17 protein-coding genes are annotated in these 15,414 nt (G+C 38.8%); 12 read left to right on the forward strand and 5 right to left on the reverse strand.

All coding sequences use genetic code 11. The annotated features are described in order from the left end of the window. Positions 1-3: 3 nt before the first annotated feature. The 3 genes from radC (at position 4) to rpmG (ending at position 1,356) form a co-directional block, all read left to right on the forward strand. Entirely contained in the window at positions 4-678 is a 675-nt protein-coding gene (gene radC, locus H5092_RS03590) for a DNA repair protein RadC (RefSeq protein ID WP_024598926.1), read from the forward strand. Between the two features lie 274 nt (positions 679-952). Next, positions 953-1,189 carry a 50S ribosomal protein L28 gene (gene rpmB / locus H5092_RS03595; protein ID WP_004335549.1) on the forward strand — a complete coding sequence of 79 codons (237 nt, stop codon included), beginning with the start codon at positions 953-955 and terminating at the stop codon, positions 1,187-1,189. Positions 1,190-1,200: 11 nt separating this feature from the next. Continuing rightward, on the forward strand, positions 1,201-1,356 hold the full coding sequence (gene rpmG, locus H5092_RS03600) for a 50S ribosomal protein L33 (RefSeq protein WP_004335545.1): 156 nt from the start codon (positions 1,201-1,203) through the stop codon (positions 1,354-1,356). Between the two features lie 202 nt (positions 1,357-1,558). Here the strand turns inward: rpmG and H5092_RS03605 are convergent, their stop codons facing one another. Continuing rightward, positions 1,559-2,485: a manganese-dependent inorganic pyrophosphatase gene (locus H5092_RS03605; protein WP_004335532.1), complete on the reverse strand. Its 927-nt coding sequence runs from the start codon at positions 2,483-2,485 to the stop codon at positions 1,559-1,561. A 118-nt stretch (positions 2,486-2,603) separates the two neighbouring features. Here H5092_RS03605 and H5092_RS03610 point away from each other — a divergent pair, with 118 nt between their 5' ends. Further along, positions 2,604-3,119: a hypothetical protein gene (locus H5092_RS03610; RefSeq protein ID WP_004335529.1), complete on the forward strand. Its 516-nt coding sequence runs from the start codon at positions 2,604-2,606 to the stop codon at positions 3,117-3,119. Further along, a complete protein-coding gene (mutM, locus tag H5092_RS03615) occupies positions 3,119-3,928 on the forward strand; it encodes a bifunctional DNA-formamidopyrimidine glycosylase/DNA-(apurinic or apyrimidinic site) lyase (protein ID WP_182732912.1) in 810 nt (269 codons plus the stop codon). Before H5092_RS03610 ends, mutM begins: the two co-directional genes overlap by 1 nt. 70 nt (positions 3,929-3,998) lie before the next feature. Here the strand turns inward: mutM and H5092_RS03620 are convergent, their stop codons facing one another. From H5092_RS03620 to H5092_RS03635, 4 genes are read right to left on the reverse strand one after another with little or no spacing between them, the layout of a single operon-like run. Beyond that, positions 3,999-4,499: a DUF3299 domain-containing protein gene (locus tag H5092_RS03620; RefSeq protein WP_004335523.1), complete on the reverse strand. Its 501-nt coding sequence runs from the start codon at positions 4,497-4,499 to the stop codon at positions 3,999-4,001. Positions 4,500-4,513: 14 nt separating this feature from the next. Next, positions 4,514-5,761: an ABC transporter permease gene (locus H5092_RS03625; protein WP_182732913.1), complete on the reverse strand. Its 1,248-nt coding sequence runs from the start codon at positions 5,759-5,761 to the stop codon at positions 4,514-4,516. Then, positions 5,758-6,456 carry an ABC transporter ATP-binding protein gene (locus tag H5092_RS03630; RefSeq protein ID WP_182732914.1) on the reverse strand — a complete coding sequence of 233 codons (699 nt, stop codon included), beginning with the start codon at positions 6,454-6,456 and terminating at the stop codon, positions 5,758-5,760. Before H5092_RS03630 ends, H5092_RS03625 begins: the two co-directional genes overlap by 4 nt. A 7-nt stretch (positions 6,457-6,463) precedes the next feature. Continuing rightward, positions 6,464-7,534 carry a CDP-glycerol glycerophosphotransferase family protein gene (locus H5092_RS03635; RefSeq protein ID WP_182732915.1) on the reverse strand — a complete coding sequence of 357 codons (1,071 nt, stop codon included), beginning with the start codon at positions 7,532-7,534 and terminating at the stop codon, positions 6,464-6,466. 178 nt (positions 7,535-7,712) lie between these two features. Here H5092_RS03635 and H5092_RS03640 point away from each other — a divergent pair, with 178 nt between their 5' ends. The 7 genes from H5092_RS03640 to H5092_RS03670 all read left to right on the forward strand — a co-directional run bounded on the left by H5092_RS03640 (position 7,713) and on the right by H5092_RS03670 (position 15,253). Beyond that, a complete protein-coding gene (locus tag H5092_RS03640) occupies positions 7,713-8,816 on the forward strand; it encodes a phosphoribosylaminoimidazolesuccinocarboxamide synthase (RefSeq protein WP_182732916.1) in 1,104 nt (367 codons plus the stop codon). Between the two features lie 122 nt (positions 8,817-8,938). After that, positions 8,939-9,601, forward strand: a complete 663-nt coding sequence (locus H5092_RS03645) for a methylamine utilization protein (RefSeq protein ID WP_182194018.1) — start codon at positions 8,939-8,941, stop codon at positions 9,599-9,601. After that, positions 9,594-11,909, forward strand: a complete 2,316-nt coding sequence (locus H5092_RS03650; RefSeq protein WP_182732917.1) for an EAL domain-containing protein — start codon at positions 9,594-9,596, stop codon at positions 11,907-11,909. Before H5092_RS03645 ends, H5092_RS03650 begins: the two co-directional genes overlap by 8 nt. Beyond that, on the forward strand, positions 11,896-12,729 hold the full coding sequence (locus tag H5092_RS03655; RefSeq protein WP_182732918.1) for a DUF3034 family protein: 834 nt from the start codon (positions 11,896-11,898) through the stop codon (positions 12,727-12,729). The genes H5092_RS03650 and H5092_RS03655 overlap by 14 nt, the downstream gene beginning before the upstream one ends. Then, positions 12,729-13,148, forward strand: a complete 420-nt coding sequence (locus tag H5092_RS03660) for a group 1 truncated hemoglobin (RefSeq protein WP_182732919.1) — start codon at positions 12,729-12,731, stop codon at positions 13,146-13,148. The genes H5092_RS03655 and H5092_RS03660 overlap by 1 nt, the downstream gene beginning before the upstream one ends. A gap of 105 nt (positions 13,149-13,253) precedes the next feature. Beyond that, a complete protein-coding gene (locus H5092_RS03665) occupies positions 13,254-14,420 on the forward strand; it encodes a capsular biosynthesis protein (protein ID WP_182732920.1) in 1,167 nt (388 codons plus the stop codon). Beyond that, the gene (locus H5092_RS03670) at positions 14,420-15,253 is read left to right on the forward strand and encodes a sulfurtransferase (protein ID WP_182732921.1); all 834 of its coding nucleotides are present in this window, start codon (positions 14,420-14,422) and stop codon (positions 15,251-15,253) included. Before H5092_RS03665 ends, H5092_RS03670 begins: the two co-directional genes overlap by 1 nt. Positions 15,254-15,414 lie beyond the last annotated feature (161 nt).

Below are 15,414 nucleotides of genomic sequence, written 5' to 3' on the forward strand. Positions count from 1 at the left end.
ATAATGCAACTTACTTCACTACCAAACTCACTTCGACCTCGTGAAAAGCTCATCGCGAAAGGGGCTAAAGCGCTCAGTGACGCAGAGCTTCTTGCTATATTTTTACGAACAGGGTTGCCAGGAATGAATGTAATTGAGTTGGCTCAGCATTTATTAAACGAGAATAAAACACTGCATAATTTGTTTAATGCCAGTATTGAGGAGTTTTGCTCTCAAAAGGGATTAGGAACTGCTAAATATGTACAACTACAAGCTGTATTAGAGCTAAGCCAACGTTATATGCAGGAGCGTTGTCAACGAGATGCGGTGTTTAATTCGCCAAACTCAGTTTACGATTACCTGACCATTCAAATGCGAGGCTTGCAGCAAGAAGTATTTATGGTGTTATACCTAGATAGTCAAAATAGATTAGTAAAAGACGAAATACTTTTTTATGGCACAATTAATTCTGCCAGTGTTTATCCGCGTGAAGTGGTAAAGGCTGCCCTTAAAAATAATGCAGCAGCTGTTATTTTTGCGCATAATCACCCAAGTGGTATTGCAGAACCGAGCCAAGCAGACAAACTTATTACGAATAAATTGCAGCAAGCACTGCAATTGGTCGACATAAGTGTGCTCGATCACATCATTGTTGGTGGAGAAACCTGTGTTTCGTTTGCCGAGCGAGGCCTGATTTAGCTTTGTTAGACACATAAGTGTGTTAAAAATGAGCTGTTTAACGTGTTTTGGCAAATTAGTTTAATTTAAATGCAGTTTTTACTTTCCCTAAGGGCATTCGATCTTTATAATTAGCCGCTATCAAATTTACATATATGAGCTGATTGGATAGATCAGTGTTTGATCTTTGCCTGTAAAAGCTGTATAAAGAGCGCCCTTCGATTTATCTCTAGGGCGGAAATACACGGCCTTAGATTAAATTAAGCTCGAGCGAAGTTATTGGAGATATATAGACATGTCTAAAGTATGTCAAGTTACAGGTAAGCGTCCAGCGGTTGGTAATCACCGTTCACACGCGAGAAACGCGACTAGACGTCGTTTCCTACCTAACCTACAAACACACCGTTTTTGGGTTGAAAGTGAAAAACGTTTTGTAACATTACGCACTACTACTAAAGGTATGCGTATTATCGATAAAAAAGGCATCGACACGGTTCTTACAGAAATCCGTGCTCGCGGCGTTAAAGTTTAAGGATCTGAATCATGCGCGATAAAATCCGTTTAGTTTCAACTGCCGGTACTGGTTTTTTCTACACTACTGACAAAAACAAACGTAACATGCCTGAGAAGATGGAAATCAAAAAGTTTGATCCAAAGATTCGTAAACATGTTCTTTTTAAAGAAGCTAAAATTAAGTAATTTTAGTTCTTCTTTTAGAATTTAAAAACCCAGCTTAGGCTGGGTTTTTTGTTTTTAAACTATGATTAGCGAATTGACATAAAAAAACCTCGTTGGCATAACCAACAAGGCTTTTAAATCAAAAAACGTTATACCAATAGCATTAAATTAGTGATTTATTTAATGCTATGAAATAATCATGTTTTTAATAAAATTGGTATCATTAGATTTTTGTGAATGCATCTTGTAGTGGTGGTACTACTTGCTTTTTACGGCTCAGTACACCATCTAACCATACTTTATCATTCTCTGGTTTTACACCGTAAGCCTGCTCAACTAAGTTTGCATCGTCAGATACAATTAGCATTTCTGAGCCTTCTTTCATTATATCGGTAAGCAGTAAAAATACAGAGTGGCGGTTGCCCTCAACTTTTAGCTTAGCAATATCGGCTGCAAGGTCTGCTTTAATATCGTCAAAAACAGCAAGGTCGATTACTTCTAGCTGGCCAATGCCTACTAGGTTACCGTTCATGTTGAAATCTTTAAAGTCACGCATTACTAAATCACGTGCTGGTGTGTCTTCTACCGCAGATTTAACGCGGAACATATCCATACCAAGTTCTTTAAAGTCTTCGATGCCTGCAATTTCAGCTAGCGCTTCAACACATTTAATATCGGCTGTGGTACATGTTGGCGATTTAAATATAACTGTGTCGCTTAAAATTGCACACATCATGATACCAGCGATGTCTTTAGGGATTTCTACGTTGTAGAAGTCATACATCATTTTAATAATGGTGTTTGAACAACCAACAGGACGAATCCAACATTCAAGCGGAGTCGATGATGTTAAGTCACCTAATTTATGGTGATCTACCACACCAACAACGCGAGCTTGGTCGATATCATCAGGTGCTTGTGTTTTTTCTGTGTGATCTACAATATACACATCTTCACCAGCGTAGCTTAACTTAAGCTCTGGTGCTTCAAAACCAAATCTATCAAGGATAAATTGAGTTTCAGGTGAAACTTCACCAAGACGAGTTGGAATTGCTGGCTCATCAATTTGGTTTTTTAAATAAGCCAGTGCAATTGCACCACAAATAGAATCTGAATCTGGGATTTTATGGCCCACTACATACATAGACATTGACGGAACTCCTTTAAATTTGCCGATATTCTAACAAAGTCTGCGGCCTTTAACATATAGACAGCGCAATTAAGTTTTAGTTACACTTTAAAATCTTGAATTTATTAGGTGTATTTATATGCGACTGGGCCGTAAAGGTTGGAACAACGTTATAATATTTTCGATGTTGATTATGATCTTCTTTTTAAATGGCTGGCATAAGCAATTTTTAGGAGGGGAGGATAAACCAGCGTTACAAGCTGTACTCCCCCAGCAAAGTTTTGTACTTACACTGCAATTTGTTGATCAAAAAATTGAGCGAATAGGAACAAGTTGGCGTACAACACCACTACAAAAAGATATACCGCTCGTGTGGAAAGCTTCTGAGCAGCAGCTTAGTGATTTAGTTAACCAATGGCAAAGCGCGGCGCTAATGGGGGTTAATGAGTCTGTTGTTTTTAATCCTAATGCACCTTTATACGTTGCTACATTTGAGTTGGCTGGCGAAAGTATGCCGTGGGTTTATTTGCTCTACAAAGGCGATGGACAATATTATTTACTCGAAAAGAGAAGCCAGCGAATACTCGCACTCGATTTAAAAACTGCTCAGCAGTTATTCCCTAGTTTTGATTTTTCACAAAGTGAGTCTAATTAATGCCTGAATTACCAGAGGTAGAAGTGAGCCGAATGGGTATCACTCCCCACGTACAAAACCAAGTTGTTACAAAGGTAAATATTTACAATGCCAGTATGCGCTGGCCAGTGCCCGATGATGTGTATCAACTTGAAGGGCTAATTGTTACAAGTATTGAGCGACGAGCTAAATATTTACTTTTACATTGTGAGCTTGGGAGCACTATTTTACATTTGGGTATGTCAGGTAATTTGCGTGTAGTAGATAAAAGTGAGCCGCTTAAAAAGCATGACCATGTAGAGTTTATTTTTGGCAACGGTAAAGCGCTGCGCTTAAACGATCCTCGTCGTTTTGGTTGTTGCTTATGGCAAGAGCCCGGTGAAGTGCATAAGCTACTCTCTAAGCTTGGTCCTGAGCCGCTTACCGATGATTTTTTTGCTAAACGCGTGTACGAACAATCGCGCAATAAAAAAGTACCCGTAAAGCAATTTATTATGAATAACGCAGTGGTGGTTGGTGTTGGTAATATTTACGCGAATGAATCGTTATTTAAAGCGGGTATACATCCAAAGCGAGAAGCGGGAAAAGTATCGCTCAAACGTTATCAAGCACTTATCCCTATTATAAAAGACACGCTTGCGGCGGCTATTACACAAGGTGGTACAACGCTTAAAGACTTTGCACAAAGTGATGGTAAGCCTGGGTATTTTGCCCAAGAGTTATTAGTATATGGGCGCAAAGGTAAGCCATGTATGACGTGCGAAAACGAATTAGAAGAAATTAGATTAGGGCAACGCAGTACTATTTTTTGCTCAAATTGCCAAAAGTAGTTATTTGAATTTTACTGACTCTAAATTTAATGAGATTTAAGGGGCCAGCTTTAAAAGCGGGCCCTTTATTTTAAAGCTCGAACGGTGCTACACCGACTGCCTTCATTTTATATCCTACCTGCGCGATTTCGCCCGACCATGTTTCTGTGCTTATTATTCCGGTTACAACGATTGCGTCGTACAGACTATCTATAGGCACACCACCTTTAATCGTTACATGGACTATTTGATTTGGCGGTGGTGGTGGTACGTGTATACAGGCGCCAAAATAAGGCACGAGTAAAAACTCAGTAATGACTTCGCTATCGCCCTCAAGTGGCACAACAAAACCTGGCAAACTTACCGATTGACCATCAAGCGCTTTTACCACTGGAGCATCTAAATCGGGTTGCACCCAGTTTTGATCGCTGCCTTCGTGATTAGCTTGTGCTTGAGTGTCTATTTGCATATGACCTTTGGGAATTAAGTCTTCCCAAAAAATTTCTTTTGGTGGATTGGCATAGCTCGCTACGCTTATAAATAATAAGCTAATAGCAGCAATGTATTGAAAAGCTGTTTTAAAAAATGTCATAAAATACCTAAAAATTATGCTTTTATACTCATGCCATCGCTGAGTGAATAAAAATAAGCGCGAGTAGCGGGTATTAAGCCAATAACAAAACCTGCGGCCATAATAACCCCGATTAAGCCCAGTTCATAGTAAGAGAGCATTGTGATATTTACGCTTATACCGGCATGGCTTTGTAAGTAACCGCTGGCTGAAAAAATAACTAAATAGTAAAGCGCACTACCCACTAGGCAACCAAGTAAAGTTGTCAGTAATGACTCAATACTTATAAGTGTAAATAAATGCCAAGGGCGAGCGCCTACTGAGCGCAATATAGCAAGTTCGCGACGTCGCTGGCTCAGATTTGCAAGCAATGTCGTTAACATACCAAGTAAGCTAACTAACACGACAACAGCTGAGAATAGTAATAGTATTTTTTCTACTATGGCGAGCATTTCCCATAACTCTTTAAGTGTTACGGTTGGCATAATGCCAAGCAGGGCTTCTGGCTTATATTGATTTATATTGCGCCTAATTTGTAATGTGTACAAAGGCGAATTAAATCCCATTAAAAATGCTGTAATTTGCTTAGGGTGACCAACTAGGTTGTTATGTTCGTCATGCTCATGCTCATGCTCATGGCTCGCTTTACCGCCGTGAATTAAATCGATTGCAGCCAAAGGAATGTGCAGCGTTTTATCAACTGGCGTGCCTGTTGGGTTTAAAATGCCGACGACTTTAAATGGGTTATCGTCATGATGATGAAAACTCGTGTTCCCCATGCCGTGCGATATAACAATAGAGTCGTTAAGTTTATAACCTAATTTATTAGCGACTTCACTACCTAGCACTACTTCGTTAATCGCGGTAAAAGGGTGGCCTTTGTTAAAGGTTAGGTTTTGTTTTTTTGCAAAGCGATAATGGCTAAAGTAATCAAGTGTTGTGCCTAGTACCGCTTGGCCTTTATGGCTGTCGCCTAGGCTTATAGGTATGCTCCATTTTACGCCTCGCTGACTTGTTATGTATTGATAACTTTTCCAACTTACGCCGTTATTAGTATGGCCAATTCTAAATACTGACGAAAGCAGCAACTGTATATCGCCGGTACGCGCACCAACAATTAAATCAGTGCCCGAAATAGTATTACTAAAACTACTTTTAGCATCAATTCGTACGCGTTCAATACTCAAAAGTAGCATTACACTAATTGCGATAGTAAATAATGTAAGCAGTACACTTGCGCGGCGATTTAATAAGCTTTTGTAAGCAAGTTTAGCGATGATCATACCTGCCCCTGCAAATTTATAAGGTCAATGGAGCGGTTAAATAAAGGCTTTAATGTTTCATCGTGGCTCACAAATACCAACGTACTATCAGATAGCTTTGCCTGCTCAAACAGTAGCTTTATAAAGCTTTCACGGTTATTTGTATCGAGTGCAGATGTGGGCTCATCAGCAATTATTAATTCAGGGCTGCCTATAAATGCGCGAGCGGCAGCAACGCGCTGTTGCTGTCCAATACTCAGTGTCGCTACATCTTTATGGTGATACTGCGGTGTAAGCCCTAAAGCATTTAATAACCGTATCGCTTCTTTTTGTAAGGCAGAGTTTTTATTTGATGATTGCTTTAAAATTTTTTGTTTTCGGCTTTTTGAAAACTCACACCCAAGCGTTATATTTTCAATAGGAGTTAAATAAGGAAGCAGGTTAAAATTTTGAAAAATGTAGCCAATGTGATCCGCTCTAAACGCATCACGGGTAGTATTACTTAGTGTACTGAGGTTTTTATTTAGAATTAACACTTCACCGCTAGTGGCTGTATTAATGCCAGCAAGAATCGCTAATAAGGTCGATTTACCTGAGCCACTAGGACCGTGTAAAAAAATATGCTCACCTTTTTCTATAACTAACTCTTTTATGTTGAGCGTGGGTGAGCTATCGCTTTTATGCCACTTAAAAGTTACGTTTTTCAGGTTTATCATTATCAGATTACCAACCCCAGTAGTTTAGATCTTTACGCATTTTTAGCTGTCTTATTATATTTAATGGCTTGGGTTTTAGTTTTTCGTTACTTTGTAAAAATTCATTAGCTGCATTTAATACGCGTTGGCTAGATTGGCCATCGGTATACGGATGAAGTTCCTGGCAATAGCTTTCAATATTTTGCATTAAATCACTAGGTTTAGTAAGCGCGTGTTCAATAGCTGCTTCTACTTCATCTGCGTCGGTAATATCAAGTAAATGAGGAAGTGGTTTTTGATTACAAAACGTGACTACCGGTTTACGTAGTAGTAAAAACATTAAAAGAACTGACGATGTATCGCACAGCATAACATCAGCAGCTTGCAATAACGGTAAAACGTTATCGGTTTCAATAAATGTTAGATTTTCGTTACTCAGCGCTTTATATTTATTAACCCATTCGGCAGGCATTTTAGGATGAAACTGCATCAAAATACGCCACTTACCTTGTTCACTAAAATGTTTTATTTGCTCATATAATTTAGGAGCAAGTGATAGCTTTCGTGAGAAAGTAGAGCATATAAGTAAAGTAGGGCGAGGGTCGTCGCTTACATAAGGATTATTTGAAGTATTACTAAAAAGTGGATCGAGTGTTGGCCAGCCAGTTTCAGTTACTTTAAAGAAACCATGCTGCTTAGCTAGCTCTTTAAATCGGGTTGTTGTATTTGGGCCTTGCGTACAATATAAATCGTAACAACCACGAATAGTAAAATGACCACGATTACCTTCAGAGCTGCGCTTTTCAGAATTAAAACCATGAAATACAGCTACTTTTTTACCTGGAATAAAGCTAGGTACTATATTACCCGGTATAAATGTAATGTTTGGAGCCCAGCTTTTTACATCTTTTATGGTATGTAAACGTGGCTCGTCTGTGGTTAAAAAATCAGGGTTTACTTCGCTACCCGCTAAAAACCAGCGTACTTCACCACCATGTGCCAATATTTGCGCCTGCAAAGGTCTCAAGATAGCGTACGAATAATTTTGAGAGATATACATCAAGTATTTTTTATTTTTAGTGGCAGTTAAGTAGTTCAAGCTATCTCCTCAGGCTGGTTGGCACATTAAGTTTACCCCATTGCGACTCGCTTATAAATATATGCCTTTATTTGTTTTAAGCATCCGATTGAGCTTTGAGGTTGGCTAGATTATTATACAGCCCATATAACCCCATACCATACTTTGCTCAAAGAGCATCCCTAACCCCGGAGATAGCATGACTAGCTATAAAGTTTTAGACGTAAACGATGATTTACCCATTCGTACCAAAGGTGAAGTACACAGCGGTAAAGTTCGTTCAGTTTATTGGTTAACTGATGAAGACAGCGCTCGATTAATCAAAGACAAAAGCTACCAAGTACCGACAGGTACTGAGCTTGCGATTATGGTTATTTCAGACCGAATTTCTGCATTTGATTGCATTTGGCAGGGCGAAAACGGTTTAAATGGCGTACCAGGTAAAGGTATAGCGCTAAACTCAGTGGCAGCCCATTGGTTTAAGTTATTTGATAAAGCGGGTCTTGCGGGCAATCATATTGTAGATATTCCGCATCCGTATGTGTGGATTGTACGTAAAGCCAGTACAGTGAAGGTAGAGGCAATTGCTCGCCAATATATTACGGGTAGCATGTGGCGCGATTACGCTAAAGGCATACGTAACTTTTGTGGTATTGAATTACCAGAGGGTTTAAAAGCGAACCAAAAGCTTGATAACGTTTTAATTACGCCGTCAACAAAAGGTATTATTGAAGGCGTTGCTGATATTCCGCCTGTTGATGATGTAAATATTACTCGCGCTAATATTACTAATAACTTAGATGTATTTAACTTTAAATCGGCAGATGATGTAACCAAATACGAAAAACTGTTAGTTGAAGGTTTTAAATTAATTAGTGATGAACTAGCGAAGCTTGACCAAATTTTTGTAGATACTAAATTTGAGTTTGGTTATGTAGAGGATTTAAATGGCGCGCAACAGCTTATATATATTGATGAAGTAGGCACGCCTGATTCGTCACGTATTTGGGATGAAGCCGCTTACAAAGACGGTAAAATTGTTGAAAATTCTAAAGAAGGCTTTCGTCAATTACTGATTAATAACGTGCCAGAGAGCGACGTATTATTAAATAAAGATCGCATGAGTGAGCGTGAGCAGTTAGCTAAAGATTATATTTTACCAGAATCAGTAATGCTTGAAGTGTCAAATACCTATGTTGGCATAGCGAGTAAAATTGTTGGCAGAGATACCGTGATCCCTGAAGATCCTCGCCAAGAAGTTATTACTATTTTAGATAACGATTACGGATTAATTGTTAAATAACAGCACTTAAGTGCTAATAAAGCCAGTAAATAAATCTTTATTTTTAGTTACTGGGCTATAATTCTTGCAATTAGTGCTCGTCTCTAATTAACTTAACCTAACATTAATGTTTAGGTATTGTTATGTTTGAACGGGCATTGCAAAAGTTTGCTAAAAGTCATTACTTTTTAGCTATAGGTTTGTTTTTTAGTCAGTTTGCTTTAAGTGCAAATGTTGAATTAGTAATAGAAGATCAACACGGCCAAAAGTTATCAGGTGCTGTGGTTGAGCTTAATATTGCTGGTAAACAAGCCACACCATCAAATTTGCCCATTGCTATAATGGATCAAGTCCATAAGCAGTTTTTACCCGAATTATTAGTTGTACAACAGGGTCAAAAAGTTAACTTTCCTAACAGCGATAATATTCGCCATCATGTTTATTCTTTTTCACAAGCTAAGCCTTTTCAACTAAGATTATATTCAGGCCAACCAAAAGAGCCCATTACGTTTGAGCAACAAGGGGTTGTTGTTTTGGGGTGTAATATACATGACTCTATGGTTGGCTATATTTATGTAGCTAACAGCGAATTCGTATATAAAACAGATAAAAAAGGCTATGTAAATTTGCCTATTAATACACTGCCTGCACAAGTGAGTGTGTGGCATCCATTACAAACAGCACCATTGGAGAATAAAAAAATGATAACAATTAATTCTCAAAAACAGTTACAGATAACAGTAAACACATCAACTCCAGCACCCAGAAATACCTTTGGTAGTAAGTTTAAGGCTGGTAATGACTAATAGTTTACGAAATCGCATAACCATTTTATGTGTTGGCTTAGTGTTATTAACCACTATGGTCAGCTTGTTTAGTTTTTGGTGGTCTACGAGTAAATTTCAAGAAGAAAAAGTAAATCAAGATATTACCGTAGCGCAAAATGTTTATAAGCAATATTTAAAGTCAAAAGAAAGCCTACTGTTAACCGCTGCAAAAGTACTCACCTCCGATTTTGGTTTTAAGCAAGCTGTAGCAACGCGAGATGCAGGTACAATCAGCAGCGTGTTGTTTAATCACAGTCAGCGTATTGATGCCGAATTAATGTTGTTACTTGATTTATCGGGTAAGCTAATTTCCGCCAATACTGACGAAGACGTTTTTGCACACAACTTAAAGCCCTTGATGGAAGAGCTTTTAAGTGCGCCAGAAGAGTCTAGTTTTGTGGTGCTTAATAACGAGCTGTATCAAATTATTTTATTACCTGTAAAAGCGCCACGTACAGTAGCCTATAGTTTGGTGGGCTTTAAAATTGACGACAATGTAGCCCATGAACTAAAAAGCTTAACAGGCATGGATGTAAGTTTTATAGGCAGTGCTGACGATATTGTTATTAGCTCATTAGCTAATCGTCCTGAGCAATTTGAACCTGTTAGCTATTTTAGTACCGTAACCACATCGCGGTTTTTTGGTGAGTATTTAGTGTTTCGTAACCGAGAAATAGATTTACCATCGTTGTTGACCCATCCCATAATTATTTTGCTGAGTGCCGATTTAACACAAAGTTATAGTGATTTCGAAAAACTGCTTTTTACACTTATTATTTTAGCTATTTTAACTATGTTTGTAGGTGTTATTACAAGCAGCATATTTGCAAATAATTTAACTACGCCACTTACTCAACTAGCTGTAATAGCAAGGCAATTTGCACAAGGGAATTATGCTTTTGAATTTAAAGGCCAAAGGCAAAGTACCGAAATAGACACGCTAGTCGCAGCGTTTGATAGCATGGGTAATGATATTAATCAGCGCGAGCAACAAATTAGCTTTCAAGCCCGTCACGACTCCCTAACAGGCTTTTATAACCGCTCAGCAATGCTTGAGGTGCTTGATGATGAGTTAGATTCATCAGCCGAGTACACGCTCGTTGCAATAGACATAAAAGGTCTTCGCCATATAAACGATAAGCTCGGTCCGCGCATTGGTGATGACTGCCTAAAGGCCGTTGCTTGCAGAATAAGTGAGTTTTCGGATGAGTTAGGGGGCTTTCATGCCCGTATTGGCGGCGATGAGTTTTTAACTGTGTTTCCGACTGCGGCAGCGCGTGAACACAAAAGCGGTATTGTTGGCTTAATGGCACAATTACAAGCGTGCTACACCATTCAAAAACTAAAAATTAACTTACGCTTTAGTGCAGGCATTGTGCAGTATCCTACACAAGGTATTGCAAGTGATGACTTAATGCGCCGTGTGCTAATTGCAGTTGAAAGTGCTGCAAACACACAAGAGAGCATACATTACTATCAAAATGGCGAAGACGAAGCGCACTTAGAGCGCTTAATAATGCTTGATGAACTAAAGCAGGCTATTAGTGATGACGATGGTCAATTGTTTATGACTTATCAGCCAAAATTACATTTGAAATCGCAAAAAATAGATAAAGTTGAGTCGCTTATTCGCTGGCAGCGAAAAGATGGTAGCTGGGTTAATCCTGAACTGTTTATTGACTTAGCCGAGCAGTCGGGGCTTATTGTTGAGCTTACTGGGTGGGTTGTTCATACGGTTGTAGCACAAGTAGCTGATTGGCAGTCTAAAAATATAAACTTACAGGCTGCAATAAATGTATCAGCGCAAGACATAGCATTTCCGGGCTTTCACGCTGCATTAGTTCGCACGCTTAAAAAGTACAAATTAGATTCTAAGCTGATCACTATTGAGCTTACTGAGCGCGATATGATCGAAAACGAAGAAAAAGGTATTAAAGCGCTCGAAAACCTAAAGGCAATTGGCGTTAAAATATCATTAGATGATTATGGTGTAGGGCAAACATCACTTGGTAGATTAAAAATGCTGCCTATTGATGAGCTTAAGCTAGATAAGTGCTTTATCCTAAAACTTGATGAATCGCAAAAAGATCAATTTATAGTGCAATCATCAATTACGTTGGGACATCAGCTAGGTTTCTCGGTTGTAGCTGAAGGGGTTGAAACGCTTGGCTCATTAAATTTACTTAGAGGCATGCAGTGCGACCATGCACAAGGCTATTACTTAAGTCGGCCTTTAAAAGCAGAACTATTAGAAGAATGGCTGGAGGAATACTATGCAAAAAATTAAATACTTATTAGCAAGTTTGTTTTTAATAGTTAGTGTGCCGAGCATTGCAAGCAATGGAAAACTGCTAGCTACGCCGGGAGTTTCTCAAATTGAAGGCAGTGGCGGCGGGGGGATTGTACCGTGGGCACAACTTGCTGGGTACGCAAGTGATGATGAATTTTCGGTAAATGGCTTTTGTAGTCGCGCAGATGTAACCGACTACACACTTGACGTATGTGGTGCACAACTTAATTTATTTAATCGTGTTGAGCTTAGTTATGCCCAACAGCGCTTTGATGTACCAGCACTTGATGCTGAAATAGAGCAATCAATTACAGGTGCTAAAATACGTTTATATGGTGATATTGTTTACAGTGATTGGCCACAACTTAGCTTAGGTATTCAGCATAAATCACTGGATGATGGCAGTATTGCAACACTTGTAGGCGCAGAAGATACTAGCGGCACTGACTACTACCTCGCTGCTAGTAAATTACATTTAGGGGCCATTGCTGGTTATAACTGGTTTTGGAACGTAACTACACGATACAGCGAAGCTAATCAACTTGGTCTACTTGGTTACGGTGGAGAAAATACTAGCGGAAAAGTATTATTTGAAGGCAGCACAGCACTATTTTTTAGTCGCGAAATAGCCGTAGGTGTTGAGTATCGTCAAAAATCAAATAACTTAAACTTAGGCGAACAAGATTGGAAAGACTTATTTGTAGCGTGGATGCCTAACAAGTATGTGAGTGTGACTGCGGCTTACCTTGATTTAGGAAGCATTGCAGGGGCTGACGATCAAACAGGTTGGTATTTATCGGTAACAGGGTATTGGTAATGAAAAGCGTTGGTATTTTTTTGATTTTTTTAGGGTTGCTTAGTGGGTGTGCAAATTCTACTAAGCTCTCACTTTATCAAAAGCTGGATGGTAAAGCGGGGATAGGCAGAATTGTTGATAGCTTTATCTATCAAATAGGCAATGACGAGCAGATAATTCATTACTTTGAACACAGTAATATAGCGCATTTCCGCCAAGGATTTATTAATCATATGTGCATGTTAGTAGAGGGCCCGTGTACATACGATGGCGACTCTATGGTGGCAATTCATACTGGTATGCATATTACAGAGAAAGATTTTAATCATGTTGTTGATTTGCTTATAAATGCAATGAATGAGCAAGATGTTAGCCATAGCTTACAAAACGATATTCTTTCTAGAATGGCGCCACTTCGTGGTGAAATTATAAAAATGTAACTATAAAGCTTTCAAAGTAATTATTAAGTAAAGGGAACCTTGCTTTGATTGCATTGTCCACATAGAATTATTTCATAAAAACAACAATTGGCAAATATAGCTTGTATGGCTTATCTATTTATTTCTCGCAAAAATGTACACGCAAAATACTATAAAAAAATAATCAAAAAATTGTCGATGAATTGCCAATTACACATCATGGGAGCGCCTAAACTTTCTGCTGTGAAATATTTAAAAGATGCGTTCCAAGTTAATTTTACTGGTGCAGTCAACTCTCAACTAAAACGTAAAAGAGCACGTAATACAACTTGGAATAATTCTATCGTTACTGCGGTTTATAGTGCTGGTTTAGTTTTATTTGAACGATTACGATACGCCAAGTATTTAGCCTTATTAACCGAGACTAATCCTGAATACATTGTCATTTGGAACGGCAATAAACTTCCAAATACAACCGTTGCTATGGCTGCAAAAGCATTAGGTGTAAAGCAGTTTTATTATGAAAATGGTTTACTACCCGGTACAAGCAGTTTAGACCCTAATGGTATTAACTATAATGCGTCGTTAAGCCGTGACCCTTCTTTTTACCTAAATTTTGACCCACAAAATAAGTTAAACTTTTCTGCGCCGGATTTAATTCCAAGAGCTGATCATAAAAAGCGCTGTGAATTTGAGTGCGCCGATGTGCCAGAACGCTATATATTTGCGCCTTTTCAAGTACCTCACGATACTCAATTAGCTAGCTTTTCTCCGTGGATAAACTCTATGGACATGTTTTACGACGAGGTGATTAAAGCCGTCAAAAGCTTAAATGATCCAAGTTTAAAAGTGGTTTTTAAAGAGCATCCGTCGTGGCATAAACATTACGCTCATCTTTATGAAAAAGATCCGATTGCAATTTTTGCTAATGGAAATCAAACGAGTGATTTGATTAAGTGCGCAGAAGCCGTATTAACGATTAATTCAACGGTCGGCTTAGAAGCATTACTGCTAAATAAACGAGTTTTAACTCTTGGACAAGCCTGTTACAACATTGAGGGTTTGGTAAAGCATGCGAGCACTGCAGAGCAGCTTGCAGCAAATCTGAACGAAGTAATGCAGGGCTGGCAACCAAATACATTATTAAAGGATAAGTTTTTTAGCTTTATTGAACATGTATATTGTATTCCTGGCGTTTGGAAACACACTGAAGATAAACACATTAAAGCGATTGAAGCGCGTTTTACGGGTAATGATGAGTTTGCTAAATATCATGGTGATAAGGAATCGTAGTGAAAAACCTAATTAGCTGTCAGCAATTACACGAGCAAATTAATAATCCTGCATTAGTGATATTTGATGCAGGTATGCTGCGCCCAGGTGTTTTGGGTACTTATTCGCCACAAGCAATGCTGCCCAACGCTAAACGTTTTGACATAAAAAATGAGTTGGCCGATAGATCTAACCCCTTACCAAGTACGGTATGCAGCGAGCAGCAATTTACTCATGTTATGCAAAATGCAGGCGTAAATAACGATTCGTTCATAGTTGTATACGAAGATGGCGGTTTATTTAGCGCAGCAAGGGCGTGGTGGATGTTTAAAGCTATGGGGCATCACAACGTAAAAGTACTCAGTGGTGGCCTTAAAAAGTGGTTAGAGAGTGGTTACGCCACACAGCAAGGTTATAGTAAATCGTTAGGTAAAGGTGATTTTACGGCAAGCTATAATCCTGAGTATTTTATCAATAGCCAACAAGTGGTTGACGCAATTGATGAGCCCAGCATTGTATTGCTAGATGCACGTGCTTATAAGCGTTTTACAGGCGAAGAAAGTGAACCCCGAAAAGGCATGCGTAGCGGGCATATCCCAAATAGTCGCTCGTTGCCTTTTATGGATTTACTTAATAAAGGTGAAGCCAAACCACTTGCCGAAATTAAAGCAATATTTATTGACGTGGTTGATGATGCGCGGCAGTTACAGTTTAGCTGTGGCTCAGGTATTACAGCGTGTGCTTTAGCGTTATTTGCTACTGAATGTTGTTACAGTAATTTAAGCGTTTATGATGGTTCGTGGAGTGAGTGGGGTGCAAGTGATTTATTACCCATCGCCACAGGAGAAAAGTAGATGTGTTGTGGGTTTAGAGCTTGCTCACGTTAAAGCCGCAGCGTCTCTAAACCTCTTTGTAAATAACAGTACTTAAAAATATTACTCACAAGGAGAAGTGAAAGAGAAGAAAATGAGAAGGTAAAAACCAGTGCTTGCTCGTATTTGAATACTCTTTTTAT

This window comes from Pseudoalteromonas sp. SR41-7, from assembly GCF_014163935.1.
GTDB lineage: Bacteria > Pseudomonadota > Gammaproteobacteria > Enterobacterales > Alteromonadaceae > Pseudoalteromonas > Pseudoalteromonas distincta.

Coding starts and splice junctions, on each gene's coding strand:
- H5092_RS03645 (WP_182194018.1), top strand. CDS start 8,939: ATGTTTGAACGGGCATTGCAAAAGTTTGCTAAAAGTCATTACTTTTTA.
- H5092_RS03640 (WP_182732916.1), top strand. CDS start 7,713: ATGACTAGCTATAAAGTTTTAGACGTAAACGATGATTTACCCATTCGT.
- H5092_RS03605 (WP_004335532.1), bottom strand. CDS start 2,485: ATGTCTATGTATGTAGTGGGCCATAAAATCCCAGATTCAGATTCTATT.
- mutM (WP_182732912.1), top strand. CDS start 3,119: ATGCCTGAATTACCAGAGGTAGAAGTGAGCCGAATGGGTATCACTCCC.
- H5092_RS03610 (WP_004335529.1), top strand. CDS start 2,604: ATGCGACTGGGCCGTAAAGGTTGGAACAACGTTATAATATTTTCGATG.
- H5092_RS03650 (WP_182732917.1), top strand. CDS start 9,594: ATGACTAATAGTTTACGAAATCGCATAACCATTTTATGTGTTGGCTTA.
- H5092_RS03620 (WP_004335523.1), bottom strand. CDS start 4,499: ATGACATTTTTTAAAACAGCTTTTCAATACATTGCTGCTATTAGCTTA.
- radC (WP_024598926.1), top strand. CDS start 4: ATGCAACTTACTTCACTACCAAACTCACTTCGACCTCGTGAAAAGCTC.
- H5092_RS03660 (WP_182732919.1), top strand. CDS start 12,729: ATGAAAAGCGTTGGTATTTTTTTGATTTTTTTAGGGTTGCTTAGTGGG.
- H5092_RS03630 (WP_182732914.1), bottom strand. CDS start 6,456: ATGATAAACCTGAAAAACGTAACTTTTAAGTGGCATAAAAGCGATAGC.
- H5092_RS03655 (WP_182732918.1), top strand. CDS start 11,896: ATGCAAAAAATTAAATACTTATTAGCAAGTTTGTTTTTAATAGTTAGT.
- H5092_RS03665 (WP_182732920.1), top strand. CDS start 13,254: ATGGCTTATCTATTTATTTCTCGCAAAAATGTACACGCAAAATACTAT.
- rpmG (WP_004335545.1), top strand. CDS start 1,201: ATGCGCGATAAAATCCGTTTAGTTTCAACTGCCGGTACTGGTTTTTTC.
- H5092_RS03625 (WP_182732913.1), bottom strand. CDS start 5,761: ATGATCATCGCTAAACTTGCTTACAAAAGCTTATTAAATCGCCGCGCA.
- rpmB (WP_004335549.1), top strand. CDS start 953: ATGTCTAAAGTATGTCAAGTTACAGGTAAGCGTCCAGCGGTTGGTAAT.